Origin of the sequence: Moraxella sp. CTOTU49097, assembly GCF_032064105.1 — a bacterium.
Taxonomy (GTDB): Bacteria; Pseudomonadota; Gammaproteobacteria; order Pseudomonadales; family Moraxellaceae; genus Faucicola; species Faucicola osloensis_B.
This window is the reverse complement of the sequence record NZ_DAMBOA010000014.1, coordinates 19142-46072: the sequence shown is the minus strand read 5'-3', so window position 1 is coordinate 46072 and position 26931 is coordinate 19142. Positions and strand designations below refer to the sequence as shown.

Below are 26931 nucleotides of genomic sequence, written 5' to 3'. Positions count from 1 at the left end.
CGATGTACCAATCCTGCTCTAGGTAGCGTGCGGCTGTCAGGATAATGAAAAAGTAGCGCGTTGACTAGCGTACCTGACCCATTGCCTGCGCCAGGATGGACGACCAAGCCTACGGGCTTATTGATGACCAGCACCGCCTCATCTTCATACAAGATATCAAGTGAGATATTCTCAGGCAAATCTTGCTGCTGAGCGGTCAAACTCGCTTTAAGCACTAACATATCGTTGGGTTTAAGACGATATTTGGGTTTTTGCGCCATTCCGTTTACGGTTAGTTCGCCTGACTCAAGCCAGTTTTTGATTTGCTCACGCGAATAGTCGCTAAACACCAAGGCAGCAATTTTATCAATGCGCTCCCCTATTTGCTCAGAGGTGACTGTATAATTTTGGATAATTCGATGACTGCCAGCGTCGTGGGTCTGCAGGTTTTGAGTGCTTGGGTATGGTTGTGACAGGTTTTCCCATTCTTCTTCGAGTTGATTGGTGTTGTTTTGAGTCATAGATTCCGTCATAGATTCAGTATTTGAATCGATTGGATTTAAGTTGTTTGGATGTGAGGCGATTGGCGTGGTCATAAACAGTTCAGACTTAGAGTATAGGGATTTTCAAAATTAATATGCGCGGATAGGTCACAAAGTATAACGTTTCGTGATAGACTTAGTGAAATTTTTAATACAATATTTTGCATTCAGTTTTGAACAATAAGTATTATGATGGGCAAATATTTTTGCAATAGATTTGAGGTTCATATGCATCATCTTTCCAAAGTTGTGGGTGTCACCGCAATTACTGTGGCTTTGACCACTTTATCTGGCTGTCAAACGCTAAAAAATTCAAAATTGTTGGGTGGCAAAGACGAAGTCGTTGCGACCAAAGCTGAAAAAAGTGAGCAAGGCTACTACCAAGCAGCGTCTGATAACATCAAAAAAGGCAACCTTGCTAAAGCGATTAGCCAGTTGAACGATTTACGGACTTTCTATCCTGTGGGTGATTACAGCGAGCAAGCGTTACTTGACTTGATGTATGCGCAGTACCAGCATGGTGACTATTTGGATGCGATTGCCAGTGCTGATCGTTTTATCCAGTCTTACCCATCGAACCCGCAAGTTGACTACGCGTACTATGTTCGCGGCATCTCAAATATGCAGGCGGCATCAGGCGGCGTGATGAAATACACCAAGCTTAATCCTGCACACCGTGATATGGGCTATTCGCGCATTGCCTTTAATAACTTTCAGCAACTGATTAATCGCTTCCCCAATAGTGCCTATGCCCCAGACGCTGCGCTACGTATGCGTTATATTTATAACCAATTGGCAGAAAGTGAGATGGATGTAGCGCGCTGGTATATTAAACGCAAAGCCTATGTGGCAGCTGCCAACCGTGCTAAATGGGTATTTCAGTACTATCCACAAAGCGAAGCGATTCCAGAGTCTATTGCAACCATCGCCTATAGCTATGACAAACTGGGAATGACTGATACCGCCAATCAATATAAACAACTGCTTCGTATCAACTACCCTGGTCTGATTGATGCGCGTGGCAACGTCAAACTTGATAATAGCCGTACCGGTTCAAACTGGTTAAATAAAGCCACATTGGGCGTGCTGGGTCAAAGCTCACAAAATGCTGCTGTTCAAGGGCTAGCCCAGCAGTCGGGTCAATACTCAGGCAACACCAAGCCACAAGTGATTCAGACCTCAATTCAGCAAGCTGCGGCAATGCGCCTGCCAAGTCCGGCTACCACGGCAAATGATGAGACACCAACCAGACCACGTGATACCACAATTGGTTTGGGTCTACCACCTGACAATACCAGTCAAGTCAAATAATCTATAAACCCCGTTAACATTAGCTAGGTTTATCCTAGCTATTTTTTTTCAATCAGCTAATTTTTAACTGGAAATGCGCTTTTTACCATGAGTAACAATGCCATCATTGATCAAATCATTGCCAATGCCGATATCGTCAAGATTATTGGCAAGCATGTGGAGCTCAAACGTTCGGGCAATGAATTCAAAGGTTGTTGCCCTTTTCATGGAGAAAAAACGCCCTCATTTTTTGTCAATCCGCAAAAAGGGCTATATAACTGTTTTGGCTGTGGTGTCGCTGGCAATGCGCTCACCTTTTTAAAAGAGTATGAAAACCTCACCGCGGGTGAAGCGCTCAAAGAACTGTCCCGTCAAACTGGGATTGAACTGCCCAAAGAGCCTGTCAATAAATCGCATACCTATAAAAAAACACCCGTTCCACCCAAACCTGCTTTATCGCAAGCAAGGGCATCATTGCATCAAAATCTAGCTCAAGCCCTCTCTGACTCAGATGTTGCCGAGCGTCCGTCTATTGACGATGCAGCGGCTTTGTGGATAGACACTTTTGATGATTTTCAAACGTCTGATAACTTAGATGTGAGCTTCATCCCTTTTGGCGAGTATGATGACGCAAGTGTTGGCGGGTTTTCACCCTTTGATGACATGGGCAATAACACCCCGCAGGATAGTTCATCAAGTTTATACGACTTACTGACCCAAATCTGCCAGTTTTATCAGCATCAATTACAGCAAAATAGCTTTGCCCAACATTATTTGCTCAAACGTGGTCTGACGCCGCACACTATCGAAGAATTTGCCTTGGGTTTTGCCCCAAACGGTTGGCAACATCTTGAAGAAGCCTTCCCCCAAGACATCGAAGGGTTGAAAATCTTAGGGTTGGTGCGCACTTCACAAAATGGGCGGGATTTTGATTTGCTGCGCAATCGGGTGATTTTTCCCATCCGCGACCAACAAGGGCGCGTGATCGGCTTTGCCGGTCGCACCCTATCTGATGATGAGCAGCCCAAGTATATCAATTCTTCAGACTCACCTGTATTTCATAAACAAGCCGTGTTGTATGGTCTTTTTGAAGGTCGCAAGGCCAAAGCCAAAGACTGGCTGGTGGTTGAAGGTTATATGGATGTCATAAGCCTTCATCAAGCGGGTGTGTATGGCGCAGTTGCCTCCATGGGAACAGCGCTGGCGCAATCACAAATCGAAAGATTACTGCAATTTAATCCCATACTTACTTTAAGCTTTGATGGCGATAGTGCAGGACAAAAAGCCGCTTGGCGTGCCATGGAAGTAGGATTGCCTGCGCTTACTGATGGCAAGGAATTGCACTTTTTGACACTGCCAGATAATCATGACCCTGATAGTTATGTCAAAGCGCATGGTTTGTTAGCGATGCAGCAACAAATCGCCCAAGCCGTTCCCCTATCAGCCTATTTGTACTCAAGTCTGACGCGTCAATATCCCACCAATACCCCTGAAAACCGCAGCAAGATTTTGCAGCAACTCTCTGCGCTGACCCAAAAACTGCCAAAAGGCAGTTATGGCTGGTTGCTGCGTGAAGACATCAAGAACAAAATGGGATTGGGGCGAAAAAACCAAGCACGGCAAGCGCAAGATGCCCTGCTCAATTTTGATAGCGAATTGACAGTACAACTGCATCTGCAGCTGTGTTTTTTGTTTCAACCAGAGCTGTTAGGCAGTCTGGAAAATAACCGCATTAGCCAATCTGTCATCCGCGATATTTATCAGCGCAGCGAAGCGGCTAATGTTTTTAAGCCGAAACACCCATCTACCAAACCAACAGCATCTATTCGATTGGACGAAAATTCAACTGGCGACACTGATGTTATTACTGGTGTAATCACGGATGCGATGAATGCGCCCTGCAAAAACTATGATGAAAGCTGCTGCCTAACTTGGCAAGCCATTGCCGATGAAGAATTATTGAAGTTGATTACTTGGATTCAAACCATTCAATCAAGATTGCAGGGATTTGATGACCCAAAATGGTCAACTTATGAGCGAATTAATGCCAAAGCACATTTTATACTGGCGGGCTTGACTTCAGAGCAGCAAAACAAACTTATTAAGCATTGGGCACGGTTTTTTAAAGAACTGAGTCAGCGCAACATTGATGATATCTCAGATCTGGTGACAGAGTTGGTGGTTCAACTGATGTTAGAAAGCCTACAGCGCGAACAAAAAACCCTAAAAGCAGACTTAAAGGCGCTGAGCCTATGTATCAAACACCACCAAGCGATTTTAACTTGGCTTAGGACATGGCTACAGCGTAAAGAGGATTAATTCATCGCGTGTTTATGCCATTTTAATCTGCGCATCATGAAACATATCCATCTCAGGGGCAAGTACTTTCATAAAGCGGTCAAAATATAACAGTTGCTTGGTGAGTAGCGCAAAATCTCTTGGGAAGTGAATACCATGGCGTTTGCCAACTTCCACCATTTCAAGCAACATTTGGTTGATTTCATCAGTATGATCTTTTAATCGGTTTGGCATGGTTTGGTCAATGGTTTTTCCTATGAACAAACTATCATCTGCCAAGATTTTTTTCATCACTGATTCAAGATCTTGCGCAAGAACATCGACATTGACTTGCTCTGGCCCATGGGTCATATCCATTTCAACCATATAATGTGCCATGCCGCGATAGTCTTCTTTAGCAAAACTATCCATCATGCCCATACTGGCTTGCCACGCTTTGGGTTCAAGTTTGCCTACAATCCCAAAATCAATAAAGCCAATACGGCCATCGGTCAACAACATCAAATTGCCTGCATGCAAATCGGCATGAAAACTATTGCACAGCATCAAGCTAGAAAACCACGTGTTTAAAGTATCTGTCATCACCTGTGCTGGGTACTTGCAGTATTGACGCATGGCGGCATCATCAATCATCGATACCCCAAAAAACCGTGTCATGACAAGTACTTTTTTGGTACTGATATCATGATAAACATCGGGCGCGACTACTTTATGATTGTCGGTTCTTTTCAAAAAATCTTGGAAATCATCAATGTTTTTGGCTTCTTGTAAGAAGTCCGTTTCTGCCGCCATGCGCAAACGGATTTCATCAATAATGGGTGAAATACTGGCAAATTTTAGCGATGGTGCGATACTATCAATCAGTTTAGTCACCCCCACCATCATCCCTAAATCGGTTTGAATAATGGTATCTACTTCAGGTTTTTGCACCTTCAACACCACATTATCGCCATTTCTTAAAATAGCACTGTGAACTTGGGCGATGGATGCAGACGCTAACGGCTTGACCTCAATACTTTGAAAAATATCTTCTAAGGTCTGCCCATCTTTTTCCAGTTCCTCTCTTAAGACGCCTTCAATATAACTGTAAGGCATGGGCGTGGTTTGATCCAGACAGCCTTGAAATACTGTCACATATTCGCGGGGAAAGATGGACGGGGTACTGGCAATAAACTGACCGATTTTGATATAGGTGGTTCCCAACTCTTCAAAGCTTTGGCGCAGCAGCGTTGGGGTCATTTTTTCACCTTGGGCGATGCGCAACCCTGCTTTGCCAGCAACCGTTGCCGTCTTCCCGACCCGCTGAATGACATTTAAGGATTTTTTAAAAAAGTGATTTTTTTGCATGATTGACTCTAGTTTAAATGACGTCTGTGATAGCGGATGGTTGGCTACAAATCTCGCAGTTAGCGTCTTTACGATAGTGAAGTTTTCTAAGATTCATAGTTTTGCCGTTCCATAGCAATAACGTTTGCGCTATAGGATTGATGCCCAGTCCCAAAAAACTTAAAGCCGCTTGGGCTTGAAGGTTGCCGATGATTTGGGTGGTACTGGCTAGTACGCCGCTAGTAGCACACGTTTGCTCATCATCCCCTGCCCCTTGAAACAAGCAATGATAGCAACCCTGCTGCGGCGCAAATAATGCCAGTTGCCCGGTTTGCGCAATGGCGGAGGCTGATAATAATGACAAATTTGACTTGACAGCGATGGTATTAATGAGGTCTCGTGTTTTGAAGTTATCGGTACAATCGCAAATTATTTTGCTTAGGCTATTTATTTTGGTTTGTTCAACCATTTGTTGATAATTATCTGCTGTCAAACGCGTTTGTATGGCAATAACCTCACAAAATGCATTGATTTGATTTAATTTAGCTTTGGCTACCAGCGCTTTAGATTGACCGATGTCGTTAGGGGTAAATAACGACTGCCGCTGCAGATTGCTCTCATCAATCGTATCATCGTCAATAATAAGCATCTTGCCAATGCCAGCACGGCACAAGGTCTCTGCAAGTGGGCAACCCAGCCCGCCCATCCCAATAATAATCGCACAGCTATTTTTTAGCCGCGTTTGTGCTTCTATATCCCATCCTTCTAGCAGTATTTGACGGGCATAGCGTAGCATTTCTGCATCGGTTAATTCTGTTTGTTTTGACATAATATTTAAATTTCACATATTTACTTAGGCTATTTTAGCCCATTAATTTAGTACACTAATTTAGTACACCTAGCGTTACCCGTTCATTGTCCCCATAGTCTTTGACGGTGATTACCTCGCCAAAGCCATTTGACAAAAACACGCCCCTAACCTGTTCGCCCTGATCATACCCATGTTCAATTGCTAATAACCCATGAGGCTGTAAAAATTGTGGTGCAGTTTTGACAATATGACAGATGTCCGCCATGCCCTTATTATCCGCGATTAGCGCGCTAATGGGTTCATCGGTTAAGCCTGCCAAGTGGGGATCGTTGGGATCGATATAAGGTGGATTAGATACGATGATATCAAATTTGTTGTTTTCATCTACCTGGGCTGTCATAAAGGGTTCATACCAACTGCCTTCAAAAAACGCGATATTATTAACCCCTATTCTTTTAGCATTGTGTGTCGCAACGCTCAGTGCATCACGCGACTTTTCTACTGCTTTAACGGATGAATTTTTAAATTCCTCCGCCAGCGTGATGGCAATACAACCTGACCCAGTGCCTAAATCTAAAATATTCATTGATTTGCTTAGGCTATTTTTATGGTGATTAAGCACTGCTTCTATCAACCGCTCGGTATCAGGACGCGGTATTAAAGTATGCTGGTTGACTAAAAACTCATGCTGCCAAAAACTTTGTTTACCTAGTACATAAGCGAATGGTTTACCGGCTATCAACTCATCTAGCGCAGCAAAATAGTGTTTGGCTATTGCTGCAGTTACCATTTCGCTATCATGGGTAATAAGATAAGTTTGCCCTACATGAAGATACTCACCCAGTAACTGTTTACGGATGTGTTTTTCAACTGTGCTTGGTACAGCCAACAATGATTGAATGGTGTAAGATGACATTGGGTTATTCATGGGTGATGTTATCGCCTCTTGTCGCATCTTGGCTCATCACATGCTTATCTACCATATAAATCAACAACAGCACAGGAATGCCAATCAATGCGGTAAAGGTGAAAAAAGCAGGATACCCCATGGTTTCTACCATCGCACCTGAATAGCCACCTAAAATTTTTGGTGTTAACGTCATCAATGAACTAAGCAGTGCATACTGTACCATGCTAAAGCGAATATTGGTCAATACCGATAAAAAGGCGACAAAGATGGCACTTGCTAGACCTGATGCGAGATTATCAAACATCACCGCCGAGTACATGTAAAAAAAATCATGTCCCTTGCCCGCCAAAATCACAAACAATAAATTACTGGCTGACGCTAAAATAGCACCAATCAGCATAGCATTCATGATTTTAAAACGCTCAGCAAGCAAACCGCCTAGAATGCCACCTACAATTGACATCCCCATCCCAAAGGTTTTGACTGCCAAGGCGATATCGGTTTTGCTAAAGCCTAAATTAACATAAAACAAGTTTGACGTCGTACCTGCCACAATATCTGAAATACGATACAAGCCTATCAATAAAATCAGCCATACGGCTTTTTTACCATAACGAATGAAAAAGTCTTGAATCGGCGCGATCCACATGTCAACAGCGACTTGCTTTTTGATGATTTTGGCTTTTAATAACACTAAAGCGGTGCTAATGGCGATAACCACAGCACCAATAAATTTAATGCTCTCATAAACAAAGCCCAAAAATTTTGACTCAGTCTCTGGAAGCACATGACCGATGACAATAAAACTGGCAATCAGCGCAATCACTGAGATTAAAAATAGTAAAAACAGTTGAAAATAATCCGACATCGGGCGTTCATGCTGCTCACGGGTGACGGTGGGTTCTTTAATCAAAAGTGTGGTGACAACCCCTATGAGCATCAAAGATGCCATAATATAATAGGTTTGTTGCCAAGCAGCGTAGTTGTAAGTGGCTTTGGTAGAGCCAAAATATTCTGCCAAGAACAGCGCCCCTGCCCCTGCGATAATCAGACCGATGCGGTAGCCTGCCATAAACATACCCGAGAGTACGGGTTGCAGCGATTTTTCAGCAATTTCAATGCGATACGCATCAATCACGATGTCTTGTGTCGCCGCTGAAAAACCTAACAACACGGCAAAAAATGCCATGTAATCAAGTACAACATCACTGGTAGGGTTAAAACTACCGAGCATAAAAATTGCAAAGGCAACCACAATTTGTGCCACAACTAGCCAACTACGGCGTTGTCCCAGCATTTTGGTTAACAACGGAATCGGCACGGCATTGACGAGAGGCGACCAAACAAACTTAAACGAGTACCCGAGCATCGCCCAACTAAACATGGTGATAATTTTGATATCAAACCCTGCTTCTTTGAGCCAAATTGATAAACTAGAAAATATCAATAGATAAGGTAACCCTGAAGAAAAACCCAATAGCAACATCACCCAAGCGCGCTTGTCCATATAGGCTTTGATGGCTTCGCCCCAAGACTTTTTTGTGCCTGTTGAGCTTTCGCTTGGTAGCGCCGCTTGGTCGTTTGACACAGGTTGTTTTGATATTTCCATGTTACCTCTCACTCATCACGCACGATTTACCACAAAACTTTATTAAAATCTTGCTATTGTAGCGGTTTTCTAGGTCTAGACAAACTAAAATTATTATGGCTGACTGAAACGTCGATATCTGAAACAAGGTGGCAATACAACTGAATCAATAACTGAATGAATGTCTGCAAACTTGTCACATTAATCAATTTCTTAAATTTTAAGCCTATTAAATAAGCCTGACTTAAGCAGCTAGGTTTTGAACCTGCTATTTTATGGTAATATGCTATACTTGACACCCTGCGGTGACTTTTAACCTTTTTGTCAGTTGTTAGCTGTTAACGGCTTTGGGGCAAATTATGCAATAGCCGATTGCTATCTATCAGCAAAATAATGCCTATCATGTCACGGTACCTGATATTGAAAGCATATCTGTAATTGATAGTAGCATGGCAGGCGCAGTGTCTAATACACGTATGGCGGCAATGCCTAGTTTTGTTAATTTTTAAGTTCAATCAAGCGCTTATAGCGAGCATTTTTATTTCGTTTTTTTATTCGTTTTTTTATTAAGGTCATTTTATGGCAATCAATGTTGTCATCAATCAACGTTATTTACAAATCCAACTCAAACAGCTTGAAACCGTTTGGCAGACTGTGATTAATAATTACAATCTGAGCCAAGCTGCCAAAGTATTACACACCAGTCAATCCAGTCTGAGTAAGCATATTGCCGCGCTCGAAAGTCAGCTTCGGGCAGAAGTTTTTGTGCGGCAGGGTAAACGATTGGTGGGTCTCTCCCCTATCGGTGAGCTGCTACTGCCGCATATTGAGAAAATCTTTGTGGAAGTACGGTCGATTGAAAATTTAACTTTAGATTTTCAAAATCCCCATCAGGGTGAGTTATCAATTGCTACGACGCATACCCAAGCACGTTATGTGTTGCCTTGGGTGGTACAGCGCTTTAAACAACAATTTCCCAATGTCCATCTGATTTTGCATCAAGCTGACCCTGAGTCGATTGCCAATATGGTGGCACAAGGTCAAGCCGACATTGGCATCGCAACTGAATCGCTGCTTGCGCATGATAATCTACACTGTATTCGCTATTATGATTGGTATCATCATGTGATTGTGCCAGTGGGACATGAGCTTGAGAATCGCACTGAGATTGATATCCAAACCTTAGCGAAATATCCGATTATCACTTATCACGGCGGTTTTACGGGTCGTGGTGCGATTGATAGAGCCTTTAGCGCGGCAGAACTGACGCCCAATATTGTACTTACTGCTTTGGATGCCGATGTGATTAGTACGTATGTCGGTATTGGTATGGGCGTAGGCACGATCGCTGAAATGGCATTTGAAGGTCAGCATTATCGCAATCTTGTCAAAATTCCAACGAAAATTTTTGGAAAACATGTGACGTGGATAGCCACCCGTGTCGATGGGGATATTCGTAATTTTGGCAAAGCTTTCATTGATATTTGTCAGCAACAATTTGGGTGATTGATTTTTTTGGATTCGCCATTATAAAGGGACTACTATTCTTTTTATGATGACTACAATGATGACAAAGATGACCAAACAAATCCCTATTTCATTTTTAGACCTTGTTCCTGTACCTGAAGGCAGTGACGCTAAAAACGCGCTTAAGCAAGCGGTGACTGTTGCCCAAACTGCCGAACAAGTAGGTTTTAACCGCTATTGGCTGGCTGAGCACCATAACATGCGCGGCATTGCTAGTACTGCAACCAGTGTGTTGCTAGCTCACATTGGCGCTCACACCTCAACGATTCGGATTGGCTCGGGCGGTATCATGCTGCCTAACCATGCACCCTTAGTGGTTGCAGAACAGTTTGGTACGTTAGCCACTTTGTATGGCGAACGTATCGATCTTGGCGTGGGCCGTGCCCCTGGTACGGATGGGGCAACCTTCCGTGCCTTGCGCCGCACCATGAATGATGCCGAAAACTTCCCACAAGATGTGCAAGAGCTGATGCATTATTTTGACCCGCTCGATGATCAGACAGTGACTGCCATGCCTGCTAATGGCTTAAATGTCCCGGTTTGGATTTTAGGGTCGTCCTTATTTGGCGCCAGTCTTGCTGCTGCATTAGGGTTGCCCTATGTATTTGCGTCGCATTTTGCCCCGCAGATGTTATCGCAAGCGGTGACATTGTACCGTGAGAATTTCAAGCCCTCTAGCCATTTGCAACAACCTTATGTGATGGTAGCAAGTAACTTGCTATTGGCAGAAACCGACGAGGAAGCCGCTTACCAATTCACCTCAGCGCAGCAAAGTTTTGTCAACTTGCGCCGTGGTAAACCCTCACAAATGCCAAAACCGATTGAGAATATTGATGCTTTTTGGACATCTGCAGAGAAATACATGGTTGAATCGTCGTTGGCAATTTCGTTTGTCGGTACACCTGATAGTGTCAAACCAAAACTTGACCATTTTCTTGAGACTATCCGCCCTGATGAATTGATTGTCACTTGTAATATTTATGACCAACAAGCCCGCCTCAATTCATTATCCTTGGTCAAAGCGCTTGATTTATTTAGCTTAAACAGCTAATCAACATCACAAAAGTAAAAACCACAAAAAAGCCCAAGATTAACTTGGGCTTTTTTATCATTTCAATAATTCTGATAACGTCAAATTATTGAGCCGATCCAAATCTTCTTGCGTGTCTACACCAGGCGGCAACAACTCTGAAGCGATATCAATGGCGATACGCATGCCTTGCTCCAAAATACGCAATTGTTCCAATGATTCAAGCTGCTCCAGCTCGCCTTGCTGCCAAACACTAAATTGCTGTAACAAACTGACCCGATAAGCATAAATGCCTAGGTGTCGATAAGCGTTTTTTGGCGCGCTATTTTCCCCACTTATTGGCTGTTCGGTCAACAATGCTGTATGACGATCGCAAGGAATCGGCGCTCGGCTAAAATACAAGGCTTCCTTGTGGGCATTTTTGACGACTTTGACCACCGATGGCCGTAAAAACTCTTCAACGCTTTGGATGGGTTCAGCCAAAGTCGCCATCACGCAATCTTTTTTTTGTAGCAGTAGCTCAGTCACTTGTTTGATGAGCCCTGCAGGCACGAGTGGTTCATCGCCTTGCATATTAATCACGATATCTTCAGTTGACCACTGCTGAAGCCTAGCTACTTCAGCAAGCCTATCAGTGCCAGACGCATGATTGGGGTCAGTCATGATGACATTTGCCCCATAGTCTTGACACAGTTTAGCGATGCTTTCATCATCTGTTGCCACAAAAATATCATCGGCAATTCCCGCCGATTTCACCGCATTGGCACGATCAATCACCCATAGAATCATCGGCTTGCCATGAATTTCTAACAGCGGTTTGTTGGGCAGTCGAGTACTTTTTAGACGGGCTGGTATGACCAAATGTTTTAACATATTGTATTTCCTACAAGTTTTTTAATTGTCAGTATTGTCAGCAAGGGTAACCAATTTACCGATTTGTCGGTCGATTAATGCATAAAAGGCGGGTGATAATTCAGCTTCTACTGGTAACACCCATATGTTTGATGCAATGTCATTTTTTTCATGACCTTGGGCGAACATGACACGCAATTTGACTGCATCCTTATCGGTGACGATAATCGGTAACTTTGGCAAGTTGGTAAAATCTTGCAAACTATAAGTGTGATGGTCATTCAATGGCATCGGTATGATGTCAAATCCTAATTGACTTAGGCTATTAAAAAAACGCTGCGGCAATCCAATCCCCGTCATGGCAATCACTTGTTGGGGAGGTAGACTATCTTGCGAGTATGTTTTAAATAAAGGCGTTTTAAATAAAGGCTCTAATGGTTTTTGTAGCAAACGCATACGAATATCGGGTGATATGCTATGACAATTTTTGCTTAGGCTATTTGAAAAATGGGTCAAAGCCTGAGTATCCTGCCAATCACTTTGGTGAAATATGACGGTTGTATGGGGTTGATACAGGCGTTTAATCGGTTCGCGCAGAAAGCCTGTGGGCAATAGCTGGCGGTTACCAAAGCCGCGATCGGCATCGACGACAATCCAGTTTTCATCCCTATCTAAGGCAAAATGTTGCAGTCCATCATCCGCCAAAATAAGTTGAATATCGGGGAATTGCTCAAGCAATAACTCAATTGCTTGACCGCGGTTGGGACAGACTGCCATTGGCACGCCTGTACGCTGGACAATCAGACATGGTTCATCACCAACGTCACTGGGCTTTGAATTTGCTGTCACGATACAGGGCATGAGATTGGGTTGCCCGCCATAGCCACGACTGATGACGCCAACTGTCAGCCCTTTTTGCTGCAAGTAGGTTACCACCGCAATGATTAGCGGTGTCTTACCGCTACCGCCAACCGTGATATTGCCCACTACAATGACGGGCACGTTGGGATAATAAACGGGTTTTAGCCCTAATCGATAAATAGTTTTATTGAGCCAAAAAACCAATCCATACAACCAAGACACGGGCAATAACAACCATAGCCAGAGGGATTTGTTGCGCCACGCCTGTAGGAGTGTCTGTTGCATTAGCTTGACAATATGTCCTCTTCAAAATGACGCTCATACAACTTGGCATACGTACCTTGCGCGGCTAGCAAACTGTCGTGAGTACCCACTTCGATGATTTCACCGTTATCCATGACCACGATTTTATCGGCATTTTGGATGGTCGTTAATCGGTGCGCGATAACGATGGTGGTTCTGCCATGCATGACGCGCTCCAGCGCTTTTTGAATATAAAATTCTGATTCGTTATCTAGCGCGCTCGTGGCTTCATCCAAAATCAAGATAGGCGCATCCTTTAGCAAGGCACGTGCAATGGATAAGCGTTGGCGTTGTCCGCCAGATAACTGCAAACCCTGTGAGCCAATCTTTGATTGGTAACCCTGCGGCAACTGCATGATAAAATCGTGCGCAAAGGCTGATTTTGCGGCATCAATCACTTGCTCCGACGTCCGGTTAGATAATTCGCCATAGGCGATATTGTTGTGGATAGAGGTATCAAACAGTACCACTTGTTGGTTGACGCTGGCAATCTGACTACGCAGTGAATGCAATGTCAAATCTTCGATAGCGACATCGTCAAGATAAATATTGCCCGCTGTAGGCTCTAGTGCACGCATCAGACAGTTGACTAGGGTGGTTTTACCTGCGCCACTTCGACCGATTAACGCCACCGTTTCACCGGGATTAACCACCAAATTTACGTTATTGAGCGCTTGTTTGCCATCTTCAAAAGTGACGCTTAGGTTGTTAAGTACTATTTTACCACTCAGGGTTTTTTCAACCTTGCCTGTGTCTTTTTCTTCGGCTTCATCGAGCATCTCAAATATAGAATCCGCCGCCGCCAAACCTTTTTGCAAGCCTTGATTGATATCGGTCAACGAGCGCACGGGTTTGCTCAGTAGCCCTGCTGCACTGATATAAGCGATAAACTCGCCTGCGGTGGTATCGCCTAATACGTTCGGTCTTAATGCAATCCATACCACCACCGCCATCGCGCACGCCATCAATAATTGAATTAATGGCGTATTGATGCTATTGGTCACCACCACCTTTAGCCCTTGTTTCAGATTGGTTAAAGAGGCGTTATTAAACCGCGTCAGTTCGTTTTGCTGACCGCCATAATTTTTGACCACTTGGTAGCCTGTGATGACTTCATTGGTAATATGACTAACCTCGCCCATGGACTTTTGAATACCGCGCGACAGGTTACGAAAGCGTTTACTGGCCTTACCGACTAACAATAAAATCGGTGGCAATACCACAAACAACGACAGGCTTAATTTCCAATTACTGTAAAGCAAAAACGCCAACAACCCAATCACGGTCAAACCATCGCGTAACAAGGTTTTGAGCGTATCGGTACCCGCCGCAGTCACTTGCTCGACATCAAAGATTAATTTTGCAGAAATCTGACCGGCATTGTGGTTGAGATAAAATTGGCTAGGTAATCTGAGCAATTTTGAAAACACTTGCATACGCAGCTGATAGACGACATTGCGTGAAATCACTGCGCTAAAGTAATTACCCAAAAATGAGCTAAGCCCTCGCAGTACAAACAACAACACGATTAACGCTGGAAAAAGATTGATATGCGCTTGATCACGATCATTAATTGCATCAATAATGAATTTGACTAGCTTGGCAATGCCCACTTCGGTGCCTGCATTTAAGGTAAAGCCAATAACTACGAAGGTAATCGCCCACCAATACGGCTTGAGATAACCTAGCAATCTTCGATAGGTCTGCCAACGTGGGTGAGCATTGGAAGGTTTTGAAACGGTCATGGCATCTCAATATATAAAAGAACGACTTAACAGCTATTGTATCAGTAAATTGAACAATAAAAATTATTTGGCATCTGGTGCTGGGGCAATATTAGTATCGAGCGAAGTGGCAGGTATCACGGTACTGATATTTAAATTCATAAAGCCCATTTTACCCGCTATATCCATTACTTTAACCACCGACTGGTGACTGGTATCGGCATCAGCAGAGATAACAAATAGCTGCTTTCGGTCTTCACCCGCTTCTTGACGGATCATCGCCGTCAATTCAGCTTCACCATTACCAGATAAGGCAATGCCATTGACCAAATAACTACCATCTTTTTGCACCGCGATTTCAATGCGTTTGCTTTTCTCGGTAATCGGTACGCCCTCTGCTTGCGGCAAAATGATATTGAGTTTACTAAAATGGTTAAAGGTGGTCGACAGCAGTAGAAAAACAATCAAAAACAGTAAGCAATCAATCATTGGGGTAAGATTGATTTCTAAAGGTTCGACCGTGGGTTTACGAAATCGCATGGTTTGACTCTTTTACAAAGCTATATGCCATTAACGAGGCGTGATTAGACCATTGTCCAGTAATTCTTGCATCATCAAACCCGCTTCTTGTTCAAACGCCGCATTGATATCAATGATACGGCGCTGAAAAATACGGTACGCCATCACCGCAGGTATCGCAACCAGCATACCCCCTGCTGTGGTAATCAGCGCTTGTGATACGCCAGCTGCCAGCATGGTCGGATCTTGCATTGCGCCTTCAGTAATGGCTAAGAAGGATGAAATAATCCCCAGTACGGTACCTAACAAACCCAACAATGGCGCGATTGCACCGATGGTACCTAACATATTGATATGTTTTTCTAATTGGTGGATGGTGATACTGGCTCGGTTTTCCATATGCATGGTCATTGAATCAATCCCATGCTGGCGATTCATGAGTCCTGCAGCGAGGATATCACCCAAAGGCGAATGAAGTTTGACATTCTCAAGCGATTCACGATCAATATCGCCCTGCTCAATCAGCCGCTGCATCAATTGTTCACGCAGATGGGCGGGTGTCACTGTACTGACTTTAAGTTTTATTGCGCGCTCAATGATGATAATCAACATCAAAATCGAACATAAGACAATGGGCCACATCAACCAACCGCCTGCTTTAACTAATTCCCACATCCGTTATACTGCCTTTGCCTGTCAATGACTAATAAATTGAGAAAACTAATCTAATGCGCAAGATTAATGCTCAAGTTGCGACTGGAACTGCACAATCAAAGCTTGTAATTCTTCTTCGTTGTGAAAAAATATCTCAATACTCCCCTTGCCTTTTGAGGAGCCTTTGATTTTTACCACGGCACCAAGTTGCTCAGAGAGGTGTTGGTTCAGTCGCAGCCTATCATAATCAATTTCTTGGCTTTGTGTCGGCGCTTTTGGATTTAAAATATCTTTAACTAACGCTTCAGTCTGACGAACAGTCAATTGACCCTGTATAATTTTTTTGGCAATAACCGGCTGCTGTTTGGGTGACAGCGACAATAATGCCCTAGCATGCCCCATATCCATCTGCCCCTCGTTTAGCGCTTGTTTGACATCGTCATGTAATTGGTTCAAACGCAACAAATTGGAAACCGTTGTTCTCGCCTTACCCACAACATCCGCAATTTGCGAATGACTCATGCCAAATTCATCATGAAAACGCTGCAATGCGGCAGCCTGTTCCATGACGCTCAAATCTTCCCGTTGGATGTTTTCAATCAATGCCAAGGCAATTGCCAAGTCGTCTGACATGGGGCGCATGATGGCAGGTATATGGGTTAGACCTGCAATTTGCGCCGCACGCCAGCGACGTTCACCCGCGATAATTTCATGGGTAATCGGGGAATTGGGCAATACTTTGGCTAAAGGTCGAATCACAATGGGCTGCATCACACCATGCTGCTTGATAGACGTTGCTAGCTCTTGCAAGGCATCTTCGTCCAAATCAATGCGCGGCTGATACTTGCCACGCTGCAAATACGCGACGTTGATATGCATCAAATTTAACCCAGCCACATTACTATTATCATTGGCATCATTATTTATGGGTGCGTTATGGGTATTTGACGTTAGTGTTTTGGCGGATTTTGGAGTGAGTGGTTTGGGGGTTACCGCAGCTGTAGGCGATTTTTTGGCTACCGCTATCGTGTCGCTAGCTTCGGCTGATTCATCATCCGAGACATTTTGCCCATCATCGGTTGACTTGACATCTGGTTTTTTAGCGCTTTTCGCGTCATCGACAGAGGCTCGAACACTCGCATCGATTAGATTACCGGTAATCAATTTTTCCGTTTTGATTGAGCCGAGTAACGCATCAAGTCCTCGATTTGATGCCAATCCACGCTTTTTAACCATGTCAAAATTCCCAATGCCATTAAATAGTTAAAAATGACTGATAAAAAATTAAACCAATGCCGCCATTTTTGAACTGGCTATTTTAGCAGATTCGCCATAGCTTGAAAAATATTTTCATTGCTTTTGCCAGTGCGCACTCGCCAACAAGTTAATAAAGAAAGTGCCTAAACAGCTTAAGTTAGGCAAGTTGGAATTGGCGACTTTGCTTGATAATTTCATTGGCAAGGCGAATATAGGCTTGTGAGCCTTTTGAATTCATCTCGTAATCAAGCGCAGGAATGCCGTGCGCCGGTGCTTCTGCTAGACGAATATTACGGGGAATGATGGTATTAAATAAAATCGGACCAAAATGCTCAATCAATTCCATAGAGACGTCATTTGCCAAGGTGTTGCGCGGGTCAAACATGGTTCTTAGCACACCGCGGATGTGCAAGTTTGGGTTTAGCGACTTCAAACGCTCAATGGTTTGCGACAAATCCGCCAATCCTTCCAATGCAAAATATTCACATTGCATCGGGATAATCACCCCTGATGTGGCACACATTGCATTGATGGTCAGTAAACTTAAACTCGGGGCGCAGTCAATCACGATAAAATCATACGGTTTTGGCGCGCGGCCGTTTTTGGTAGGCATATCAGCGAGCTGCTGCATGGCCTTTGACAAAATTGCATGATTTTCAGGCTTTTGACTTAAATGCAAATCACTGCCCGACAATTCATTGTTGGCACCGACAATATCAAACCCATGCGGGGTTTTGACAATCGCCTCATGGATTGGCAAATCATCTAATAGCACATCAGCGATACTGTACTCTAACTCGCGTTTATCCAGCCCAGATGCCGTGGTCGCATTGCCTTGGGCATCCAAATCAATCAGTAAAACTTTTTTGCGGCGATGTGCCAGTGCACTTGCCAAATTAACCGCGGTGGTGGTTTTGCCCACCCCACCTTTTTGATTAGCAATGGCTAAAATATCCATGAACTGTCTCGCAATGTGTTGATAAAAAGGTTGAAAATTGTAGTCAAAAACAGCCAGTTTTTCAAACCCTAATACCGCTAAAACTGGCTGAAATGGGATGTTTATCTTTGCAAATAAATCAAATGGCGTGATTCATGGAGCTCTGGCACGGCTAACACTTGGGTGTTAATTTGCCACTCATTTTGAAGGGCTTGAATCTCATCAACAGGTTCCACCCCCTTCATGGCACAAATGATACCATTGTCTGCCAATTTGCTTTGACTATGGGTGACAAAATCTACCAGCGATGCAAACGCCCTTGAGGTAATTACTTGATAAGTACCTGCGTGCGCTTCGATACGACTGGCAACCGGTGTTAGATTTTTTAACCCCAATTCACTGGCGACTTGTTTGATAAAGCGAATTTTCTTTTGGTTACTGTCGAGCGCTGTCACTGCACGTTGTGGCTGACAAATGGCAACTATCACCGCTGGCAAACCCGCACCCGTCCCAATATCTAGCAAATTACCGGCTGGCAAAAATGGCACAATCGACAAACTATCAAAGATATGCTTGATTAACGCTTGTTGATCATCTTTGATAGCGGTCAAATTATACGCTTTATTCCAAAATAACAGCTGCTGTAGATAGTACAGTAGCTGTAATTGCTGCTCATCCAATAGCTGCAACTTTAACTCAGAGAGGGCTTGTTGCAACTGCGGCTGTAATTTTAGGTACTGAGGTTGTAGCTTTACATTAATCTTCGCCATTAAAACACCCGATTAAGACCATTGAGTGCAGCAACGCGATAGGCTTCTGCCATCGTTGGGTAGTTAAAGGTGGTATTGACAAAGTATTCTAGCGTATTGCCGCCCTTACTTTCCATCACGGCTTGTCCGATATGAATAATTTCAGAGGCGTGATTGCCATAACAATGGATACCTAAAATCTCTAAGGTTTCACGGTGGAACAGGATTTTTAACACCCCACTACGCTCACCGATGATTTGTGCGCGGGCAAGGTGTTTGAAGAAGGCTTGACCGACTTCATACGGCACTTTTTCGGCGGTTAATTCTTGTTCGTTTTTGCCAATGCTTGAAATTTCAGGAATGGTATAAATACCCGTTGGCACACTGCGAACAGGTTGTGCGTTTTCATCGCCCACCATATAAGCAGCGGCGCAGCGCCCTTGGTCATAAGCCGCCGATGCGAGCGATGGCCAACCAATCACATCCCCTGCTGCATAAATATTTGGGATATCTGTTTGGTAATGCTCATTGACTTTGAGTTGACCACGGCTGTTTGCGGTGAGTCCGATGGCGGCAAGATTGAGACTGTCGGTATTACCTGAGCGACCGTTTGACCATAAAATAGCATCTGACTTGATGCGTTTACCACTTTTTAGATATAAAATCACGCAGTCATCATAAGTTTCTAGCCGTTCGATTTCTTCTTTATTGCGAATCAATACGCCAAATTGTCTAAAGTCATGCGACAACGCGTCAGAAATCTCATCATCTAGATAGCTAAGCAACTGCTCTTGGGTATTAATCAAATCTACTTTATAACCCAGACCGGTAAAAATAGACGCATATTCACAGCCAATCACGCCCGCACCATAAATAATAATGCGCTGTACCACATAATCCATTTGTAGGATTTTATCGGAATCAAACACGCGAGGATGGCTAAAATCTAACAAATCAGGGCGATAAGGACGGCTACCCACGGTAATAATGGCTTGTTCAAAGGTAATGTCCTGCTCGGTACCATCACTCATATCAATATGAATGGTATGGGTATCTTTAAAACTTGCCCAACCATTGATTAAGTCAATTTGATTGCGCTCATAAAAACGGGTATGCGTTTCTACCTGATTACGCACCACTTCGCGCGCTTTGGTTAATACTTTATTGAGTGGGATTTGGTGATAGTCAATGCCTTGGTTTAAGATAGGATCGCGGCGATTACCAATAATATTAAACACGGACTGACGCAATGCTTTACTTGGAATCGTGCCTACGTGCGTACAGTTACCGCCCACTTGTTTGCGTGGATCAATCACGGCAACCTTTTGCCCAGATTTAGCGATTTTCATCGCTGCTGCTTCACCCGCGGGTCCTGCGCCAATCACAATAGCATCATAATCATAGGCATGGCTAACGGCATCTTGACGCTTGTAACGCTTTAAATTGATACGGGTATTATCTAGCGGACTAATTAAATCAAAATGCACCGATGCATCATCAAAATGTTTGACCTTATCATCGTCTTCACTGATACTGACGGTATTGGCTTTTTTATCAGAATCCGAAATTTCGGTTTTGGTTGGTTTTGCCAAAATTTCGGTAATATTTTCTTGGGGTTCAATAATTGACTGCGTATTGGAATCACAGATGTTTTCATTGTCATTGTTTGTAGGGGGAATTTGAGTGACTTTGTCATTAATCTGTTTTTTTGGCATATTAGCTCCCATATTTTAAGCCTTGATAATGAATAAAAAAGATAATGAATAAAAATTTTTAAATTAAATATAAAATACGATAAATTAACCGTATGTTAAGAGATTACATTAACCAATTCGACGTTTTAACCCCGTCATTTGTAGAATACGCGTCGCGATTTCTTCAATCGACATCGTGGATACATCAATATTTGGAATCCCTTGAGAAATATAGATACCTTGAATGGCGCGCAATTCCTGCTGACATTGCTGATAACTTGCATAGCGGCTACCTGCACGGCGCTCGTTACGAATTTTTACCAGTCGATCCGTGTCAATCACCAACCCAAACAATTTATCACGGTAGGGCTTTAACGCTTTGGGCAACGAATTTTCATATAAATCATCTTCAGTCAACGGATAATTCGCCGCACGAATACCAAATTGCAACGCTAGGTATAAAGAGGTGGGCGTTTTGCCCGAACGTGACACCCCAATCAAAATAATATCTGCCGCATCATAATGGGTGGTACGCGCGCCATCATCATTATCTAAAGCAAAATGTACCGCATCGATACGCGATTTATAGTTCTCAGAATCGACATCCCCATGGGCATGACCGGTATGCGGTGCAGGTTGCACTTTGATTTCATCGGAAATTTTACTAATTAAGCCTTCATAAATGTCTAAGTTAAAGGCATCTGCACCGTTGATTCGCTCACGAATCACAGGGTCAACGATGGTATCAAAGACTAACGGCTTTACCCCATCACGTTGGTGGGCAAGATTGATTTGATTGACCGCTTCATCGGCGCGATCAAGGGTATCAACATAAGGAATAACCCGGGTCTCAAATGGTACCGTGGGAAATTGGCTTAAAATAGAGCGACCTAGGGTTTCAGACGTAATCGCGGTACCATCGGAGATAAAAAACACACTTCGTAACGACTGCGAATTTGCAAAATTTAAGGCGTCTTTATTTTGAATCGTGGCTTTGATTTGCTCAATGGTCATGAAAAATTATCCAAAAAAATGACAAGAAGCGTCCATACTAATTTAAATTAACACTGGTTTAAACTGATACTGGCTTAAACTGACAGTGAGGGTTAACCTCACTCATTCACTGCGTCTTTGGCAATCAATGTCATCTATTAATGTCGTTATCAGCGCAGACACTATTGTTTGTCTCACAGGCGTTTGTCTTACAGGTCGAGAGTTTGTTATTATACGTGACTTGTAGGCTTTAATCTAACAAATCGATGCTTAATTTGCCTTAATTAGCCATCAGTTATTGTCATTGAAGGCTTATCTAAGTTTTTTATCCCCTTAAACTCAAAGATATCCAAGCAAAATTTTAGTTGAATTGTTAATAGCTGACCGTTTTTCTAAAATTATAAATTTTTTGCTAGAAAATGATTTTTTAAGATGAATTTTCTACGAAATACCGTTATAATCTTTTCAAAATAATCTTTATTTCACGGAGTTATCACCTTGAACGCACAAGTTATCTCACTCGACAAGTTAGGCAAAAACGACATTGACAAAGTAGGCGGTAAAAACGCTTCATTAGGTGAAATGATTAGTCACCTAACAGATTTAGGGGTAAGCGTACCAGGTGGTTTTGCAACAACGTCTGAAGCTTTTAACAAATTCTTAATCGGTACAGGTCTTCAAGACAAAATCAAAGACGCGCTCCAAGGTCTGGATGTGGATGATGTTGCGGCATTGACTGCCACGGGTAAAAAAATCCGTGACATGATTATTGAGCAAGAGTTACCTAAAGATCTTGAACAAGAAATCCGTGATGCCTTTACCGAGATGAGCCAAGGCGAAGACATCGCTGTTGCGGTTCGTTCATCAGCGACTGCTGAAGATTTACCAGACGCCTCCTTTGCTGGTCAACAAGAAACTTTCCTCAATATCCGTGGTATTGACAATATCTTGATTGCTATTAAAGAAGTCTTTGCTTCTTTATACAATGACCGTGCCATCGCTTACCGCGTTCACAAAGGTTTTGAGCACGCAGGTGTTGCATTATCAGCTGGCGTACAACGCATGGTACGCTCAGAGACAGGCACTTCAGGTGTGATGTTCACCATTGATACCGAAAGTGGTTTTAATGACGTGGTATTTATCACCGCAAGCCATGGTTTGGGTGAAATGGTCGTGCAAGGTGCGGTGAACCCTGACGAATTCTACATTTCAAAAGCCTTATTAAATGCCGGTAAACCTGCGGTTATTCGCCGCAACCTCGGCAGCAAACAACAAAAAATGGTTTATGCAGACGAGCACTCTGCGGGCAAATCAGTCAAAATAGTCCCAGTGGACAAAGCAGAACGCAACCAATTTTCACTGAGCAATGAAGAGTTGGTTGAACTTGCCAAACAAGCGTTAATCATCGAAAAACATTATGGTCATGCGATGGATATCGAATGGGCAAAAGACGGTGATAGCAACAAATTATTCATTGTGCAAGCCCGTCCAGAGACAGTAAAAAGCCGTGAAAGTCAAAATGTCATGGAGCGTTACATCCTTAAAGAAAAAGGCGATGTCATCTGTGAAGGTCGTTCAATTGGTCAACGTATCGGCGCAGGTACTGTACGCGTGGTAAACTCAATCCATGAAATGGATAAAGTACAAGAAGGTGACGTCCTTGTTTCTGATATGACTGACCCAGACTGGGAACCGGTCATGAAACGTGCCGCTGCTATCATCACTAACCGTGGTGGTCGTACCTGTCACGCGGCAATTATCGCGCGTGAATTGGGCGTACCTGCCATCGTAGGTTGTGGTAACGCCACTGACCTATTGACCGATGGTCAAGCCGTCACTGTATCTTGTGCAGAAGGTGATACCGGTTATATCTACGAAGGTCAATTGGACTTTGAAATCCAAAACAACTCAATTGAGTCAATGCCAGACTTGGCATTTAAAATTATGATGAACGTGGGTAACCCTGACCGCGCCTTTGGATTTGCACAAATCCCTAATGAAGGGGTGGGTCTAGCACGTTTAGAATTCATCATCAATCGTATGATTGGCGTGCATCCAAAGGCACTGCTTAACATGAACACCCTACCACGCGAAATCGTACAAGCAATTCAAGAGCGCATGGCAGGTTATGCTTCACCGATTGATTTCTACGTTGATAAATTAGTTGAAGGTATTTCAACCCTAGCCGTCGCGTTCAAAGATAAGAAAGTTATCGTACGTATGTCTGACTTTAAATCGAATGAATATGCAAACTTAATCGGCGGTAAACTATACGAGCCCTCTGAAGAAAACCCCATGCTCGGTTTCCGTGGTGCAAGCCGTTACGTATCAGAAAACTTCCGTGACTGCTTTGAATTAGAATGTCGTGCATTAAAACGTGTTCGTGATGAAATGGGCTTAACCAACGTTGAGATTATGATTCCATTCGTACGTACCACAGAAGAAGCACGTAAGGTACTAGAACTGCTTGAGAAAAATGGTCTTAAACGTGGTGAAAACGGTTTACGCGTCATCATGATGTGTGAGTTGCCAACCAATGCCTTGTTGGCAGAAGAGTTTTTACAATACTTCGATGGTTTCTCAATCGGCTCAAACGATTTAACCCAGTTAACCCTTGGTCTTGACCGTGATTCGGGTATCGTATCTCAATCATTTGATGAACGTGACCCAGCGGTTAAAAAACTACTCAAAATGGCTATCGATGCCTGTAACGCACAAGGCAAGTATATCGGTATCTGCGGACAAGGTCCTTCTGACCATCCAGACCTAGCCATGTGGTTAATGGAACAAGGTATTACTTCTGTTTCACTGAACCCTGATTCGGTGTTAGACACTTGGTTCTTCTTAGCAAAAACCGAAAAATAAACTTGTTGGTATTAAAAAAGCCCTTAGTTTTGACTAAGGGCTTTTTTTGGTGTCAAAAAAAACCTAGCATGGATATAACACGCTAGGTTCTTTTGACGCTGCAATTTATAACAACACGCGGCGTGGATCTGCTAGTAATTTTGCAATATAGCGGGTAAATACCGCAGCATCCGCACCATTAATCACACGGTGGTCATACGATAATGACAACGGTAGCATTAAACGTGGCTCAAACTCGCCTTTTGTCTCATTCCAACGTGGCTGAATGCTAGATTCACTCACGCCTAAAATCGCAACTTGTGGCCAATTGACCAGTGGCGTAAAGTAAGTACCGCCAAGATTGCCTTGACTTGAAATCGTAAATGACGCGCCGGTTAACTCTTTGGCAGATAGTTTTTTATCACGCGCTTTTTTGGCAAGCTCACCGATTTCAATCGCTAGTTGTTTGATACCTTTTTGCTCTACACGTTGAATGACAGGGACTGTCAAACCATCCTCGGTTGCTACGGCAAAGCCTAAATTCACAGATTTACGGATGATAATTTGGGTATTGTCATCGCTTAAATGGCTGTTAAATTTTGGATGTTGCATCAGCGCGTAAGCGGTTACTTTCATGATGAAAGCCAGAATGGTTAGACTCACCCCTTCTTTTTTCATCTCATCTTTTAGGTCGCCACGCAATTTTTCAACATCGGTAATATCTGCCAAATCAAACTGGGTCACTTGTGGCAAATAGGTATTGTAATTAAGCTGCGGAATTGAGACTTTTTGTAGACGGGTCAAATCTTGGCGCTCAATTTCTCCCCAAATTTCCGTTTTACTCATATCGGGTAAATTAGGTAATCCTGAGCGAGCCGATGATGGCGCAGATATATTATTTGCTGCTGCGGGTGTGCTAACTGCTTTTATTGTATTTTTGACATAAGCAAACACGTCTTCTTTGACAATACGCCCATTAGCGCCCGTGCCAGTCACCTCACTGACATCAACACCCAATTGGCGCGTAAGTTTGCGCACCGCAGGACCTGCATAAACCGCGGCGTTTTTAGCATTAATTTGCGCTTCAGACAGTTTTGACTGTGAACTTGACTGGCTAGCTGTCGTGGTAGCGCTATTGGTTGCAGTTGATGAGGCATTTTGCGTTTTAGCGACTGCTTGCTGAGTAGTATTGGTGGTCGCTTGCGGCTGTGATGCTGAACTTGGTGCTGATTGCACCGACCCCGCCGCTTCAATCACAACAAAGTCTTGACCATTGGTAACGGTATCGCCAGCGTTAACCAGTAATTCAACCACTTTACCGGCGACTGGCGAAGGGACTTCCACCGAGGCTTTATCAGATTCTACCAACAACAAGGGTTGTTCGGCTGTGACCTCATCGCCTACTTTGACCATCCATTCACTAATCTGTGCCGACTCTACCCCGAGATCAGGCAAACCAAAGGTTTGTTTACCAGCGGGTGTGGATGATTGAGCGGATGATACCGTTTGAGCGGGTGGCACATTTTGGTTTGTCGCTGAATTGGCTGGACTGGCGGCTTGTTCTGATGCGTCACTGGCTAATGGCTGTTGCGTAGCTGATTGGGAGGCCATCACGATAAAATCTTGACCATTGCTGACCGTATCCCCTGCATTGACTAAAAATTTGATAATTTTTCCGCTGACAGGTGCTGGTACTTCGACCGAGGCTTTATCGGATTCAACCAATACTAGCGGTTGTTCAGCAGTGACAGTATCGCCTTCTTTGACCAACCACTCACTAATTTCTGCGGTATCGACGCCCAAATCTGGCAATGTATAGGTTGCTTCAGCTGATGTAGATGTGGGCTGTGATTGATTTGGCGCAGCCATAGACGGCGCTTGCGATGAACTCGCGTTAGCTTCTTTAGCTTCTTTAATTTCTTTGGCTTCGCTAGATTGGGCTGCTTGTTGGTCTGTCTGTTGCGCAGGCTGCTCTACAGGTGCAGTGTTTGATTGGCTATTACCTGCACTGTCGATGGTGAGAATCACATCACCTTCTTTGACCTTATCACCGATTTGAAGATTAATCGCTGTGATAGTCCCTGCTGATGTTGCAGGTACTTCTACAGAGGCTTTGTCAGATTCTAATAAGACAATGTTATCGTCCACATTGATGACATCGCCGACTTTGACCATAATCTCGCTGACTTCAGCGCTATCAACGCCTAAGTCGGGAACTTTGATTTCCATGGGTTTATCCTTAA

At 43.6% G+C, this 26931-nt stretch carries 21 protein-coding genes; 5 read left to right on the top strand and 16 right to left on the bottom strand.

The features are described 5' to 3' along the window. Positions 1-500, bottom strand: a 500-nt coding sequence (locus tag RT064_RS08640) for a S4 domain-containing protein (RefSeq protein ID WP_313062851.1), incomplete at its 3' end; no start/stop codon positions are given. 249 nt (positions 501-749) lie between these two features. Here RT064_RS08640 and RT064_RS08635 point away from each other — a divergent pair. After that, positions 750-1832 carry an outer membrane protein assembly factor BamD gene (locus RT064_RS08635; RefSeq protein ID WP_224053965.1) on the top strand — a complete coding sequence of 361 codons (1083 nt, stop codon included), beginning with the start codon at positions 750-752 and terminating at the stop codon, positions 1830-1832. Positions 1833-1919: 87 nt separating this feature from the next. Continuing rightward, positions 1920-4130 (top strand): DNA primase, encoded by a 2211-nt coding sequence (locus RT064_RS08630; RefSeq protein ID WP_313062849.1) that lies wholly within the window; start codon positions 1920-1922, stop codon positions 4128-4130. 12 nt (positions 4131-4142) lie between these two features. On the opposite strand, the gene RT064_RS08625 is transcribed toward RT064_RS08630, so the two are convergent. From RT064_RS08625 to RT064_RS08610, 4 genes are read right to left on the bottom strand one after another with little or no spacing between them, the layout of a single operon-like run. Continuing rightward, on the bottom strand, positions 4143-5456 hold the full coding sequence (locus RT064_RS08625; protein WP_313062848.1) for an ABC1 kinase family protein: 1314 nt from the start codon (positions 5454-5456) through the stop codon (positions 4143-4145). 13 nt (positions 5457-5469) lie between these two features. Continuing rightward, positions 5470-6264, bottom strand: a complete 795-nt coding sequence (locus tag RT064_RS08620; protein ID WP_313062847.1) for a HesA/MoeB/ThiF family protein — start codon at positions 6262-6264, stop codon at positions 5470-5472. Between the two features lie 55 nt (positions 6265-6319). Next, positions 6320-7174, bottom strand: coding sequence for a peptide chain release factor N(5)-glutamine methyltransferase (gene prmC, locus RT064_RS08615; protein ID WP_313062846.1), 855 nt, complete (start codon positions 7172-7174; stop codon positions 6320-6322). Beyond that, positions 7167-8765 (bottom strand): AmpG family muropeptide MFS transporter, encoded by a 1599-nt coding sequence (locus tag RT064_RS08610; RefSeq protein ID WP_313062845.1) that lies wholly within the window; start codon positions 8763-8765, stop codon positions 7167-7169. The genes prmC and RT064_RS08610 overlap by 8 nt, the downstream gene beginning before the upstream one ends. Before the next feature lie 558 nt (positions 8766-9323). On the opposite strand from RT064_RS08610, the gene RT064_RS08605 reads away from it, so the two are divergent. Continuing rightward, positions 9324-10250 carry a LysR substrate-binding domain-containing protein gene (locus tag RT064_RS08605; RefSeq protein WP_007115284.1) on the top strand — a complete coding sequence of 309 codons (927 nt, stop codon included), beginning with the start codon at positions 9324-9326 and terminating at the stop codon, positions 10248-10250. 70 nt (positions 10251-10320) lie between these two features. Continuing rightward, entirely contained in the window at positions 10321-11322 is a 1002-nt protein-coding gene (locus RT064_RS08600; protein ID WP_313062844.1) for an LLM class flavin-dependent oxidoreductase, read from the top strand. Positions 11323-11379: 57 nt separating this feature from the next. Here RT064_RS08600 and kdsB read toward each other — a convergent pair whose 3' ends face one another. The 10 genes from kdsB to ppsR form a co-directional block, all read right to left on the bottom strand. Next, a complete protein-coding gene (gene kdsB / locus RT064_RS08595) occupies positions 11380-12174 on the bottom strand; it encodes a 3-deoxy-manno-octulosonate cytidylyltransferase (RefSeq protein ID WP_313062843.1) in 795 nt (264 codons plus the stop codon). A gap of 21 nt (positions 12175-12195) precedes the next feature. Further along, on the bottom strand, positions 12196-13299 hold the full coding sequence (gene lpxK, locus RT064_RS08590) for a tetraacyldisaccharide 4'-kinase (protein ID WP_313062842.1): 1104 nt from the start codon (positions 13297-13299) through the stop codon (positions 12196-12198). Then, positions 13299-15062: a lipid A export permease/ATP-binding protein MsbA gene (msbA, locus tag RT064_RS08585; protein ID WP_313062841.1), complete on the bottom strand. Its 1764-nt coding sequence runs from the start codon at positions 15060-15062 to the stop codon at positions 13299-13301. Before msbA ends, lpxK begins: the two co-directional genes overlap by 1 nt. Before the next feature lie 63 nt (positions 15063-15125). Continuing rightward, entirely contained in the window at positions 15126-15581 is a 456-nt protein-coding gene (locus RT064_RS08580) for an ExbD/TolR family protein (protein ID WP_313062840.1), read from the bottom strand. Positions 15582-15611: 30 nt separating this feature from the next. Then, positions 15612-16235 carry a MotA/TolQ/ExbB proton channel family protein gene (locus tag RT064_RS08575; RefSeq protein WP_313062839.1) on the bottom strand — a complete coding sequence of 208 codons (624 nt, stop codon included), beginning with the start codon at positions 16233-16235 and terminating at the stop codon, positions 15612-15614. A gap of 63 nt (positions 16236-16298) precedes the next feature. Further along, positions 16299-17450, bottom strand: a complete 1152-nt coding sequence (locus RT064_RS08570) for a ParB/RepB/Spo0J family partition protein (RefSeq protein WP_313062838.1) — start codon at positions 17448-17450, stop codon at positions 16299-16301. A 178-nt stretch (positions 17451-17628) separates the two neighbouring features. Beyond that, complete coding sequence (locus RT064_RS08565) at positions 17629-18429, bottom strand: ParA family protein (RefSeq protein WP_313062837.1); 801 nt, start codon at positions 18427-18429, stop codon at positions 17629-17631. Positions 18430-18530: 101 nt separating this feature from the next. Then, complete coding sequence (gene rsmG / locus RT064_RS08560) at positions 18531-19178, bottom strand: 16S rRNA (guanine(527)-N(7))-methyltransferase RsmG (RefSeq protein ID WP_313062836.1); 648 nt, start codon at positions 19176-19178, stop codon at positions 18531-18533. Next, positions 19178-20872 (bottom strand): Si-specific NAD(P)(+) transhydrogenase, encoded by a 1695-nt coding sequence (gene sthA / locus RT064_RS08555; protein ID WP_313062835.1) that lies wholly within the window; start codon positions 20870-20872, stop codon positions 19178-19180. Before sthA ends, rsmG begins: the two co-directional genes overlap by 1 nt. Before the next feature lie 108 nt (positions 20873-20980). Then, positions 20981-21865 (bottom strand): posphoenolpyruvate synthetase regulatory kinase/phosphorylase PpsR, encoded by an 885-nt coding sequence (ppsR, locus tag RT064_RS08550; RefSeq protein WP_313062834.1) that lies wholly within the window; start codon positions 21863-21865, stop codon positions 20981-20983. 477 nt (positions 21866-22342) lie between these two features. Between ppsR and ppsA the strand changes: the two genes are divergently transcribed. Further along, entirely contained in the window at positions 22343-24709 is a 2367-nt protein-coding gene (gene ppsA, locus RT064_RS08545; RefSeq protein ID WP_313062833.1) for a phosphoenolpyruvate synthase, read from the top strand. Between the two features lie 105 nt (positions 24710-24814). Here ppsA and RT064_RS08540 read toward each other — a convergent pair whose 3' ends face one another. Beyond that, positions 24815-26917, bottom strand: a complete 2103-nt coding sequence (locus tag RT064_RS08540) for a 2-oxo acid dehydrogenase subunit E2 (RefSeq protein ID WP_313062832.1) — start codon at positions 26915-26917, stop codon at positions 24815-24817. Between the last annotated feature and the right edge of the window lie 14 nt (positions 26918-26931).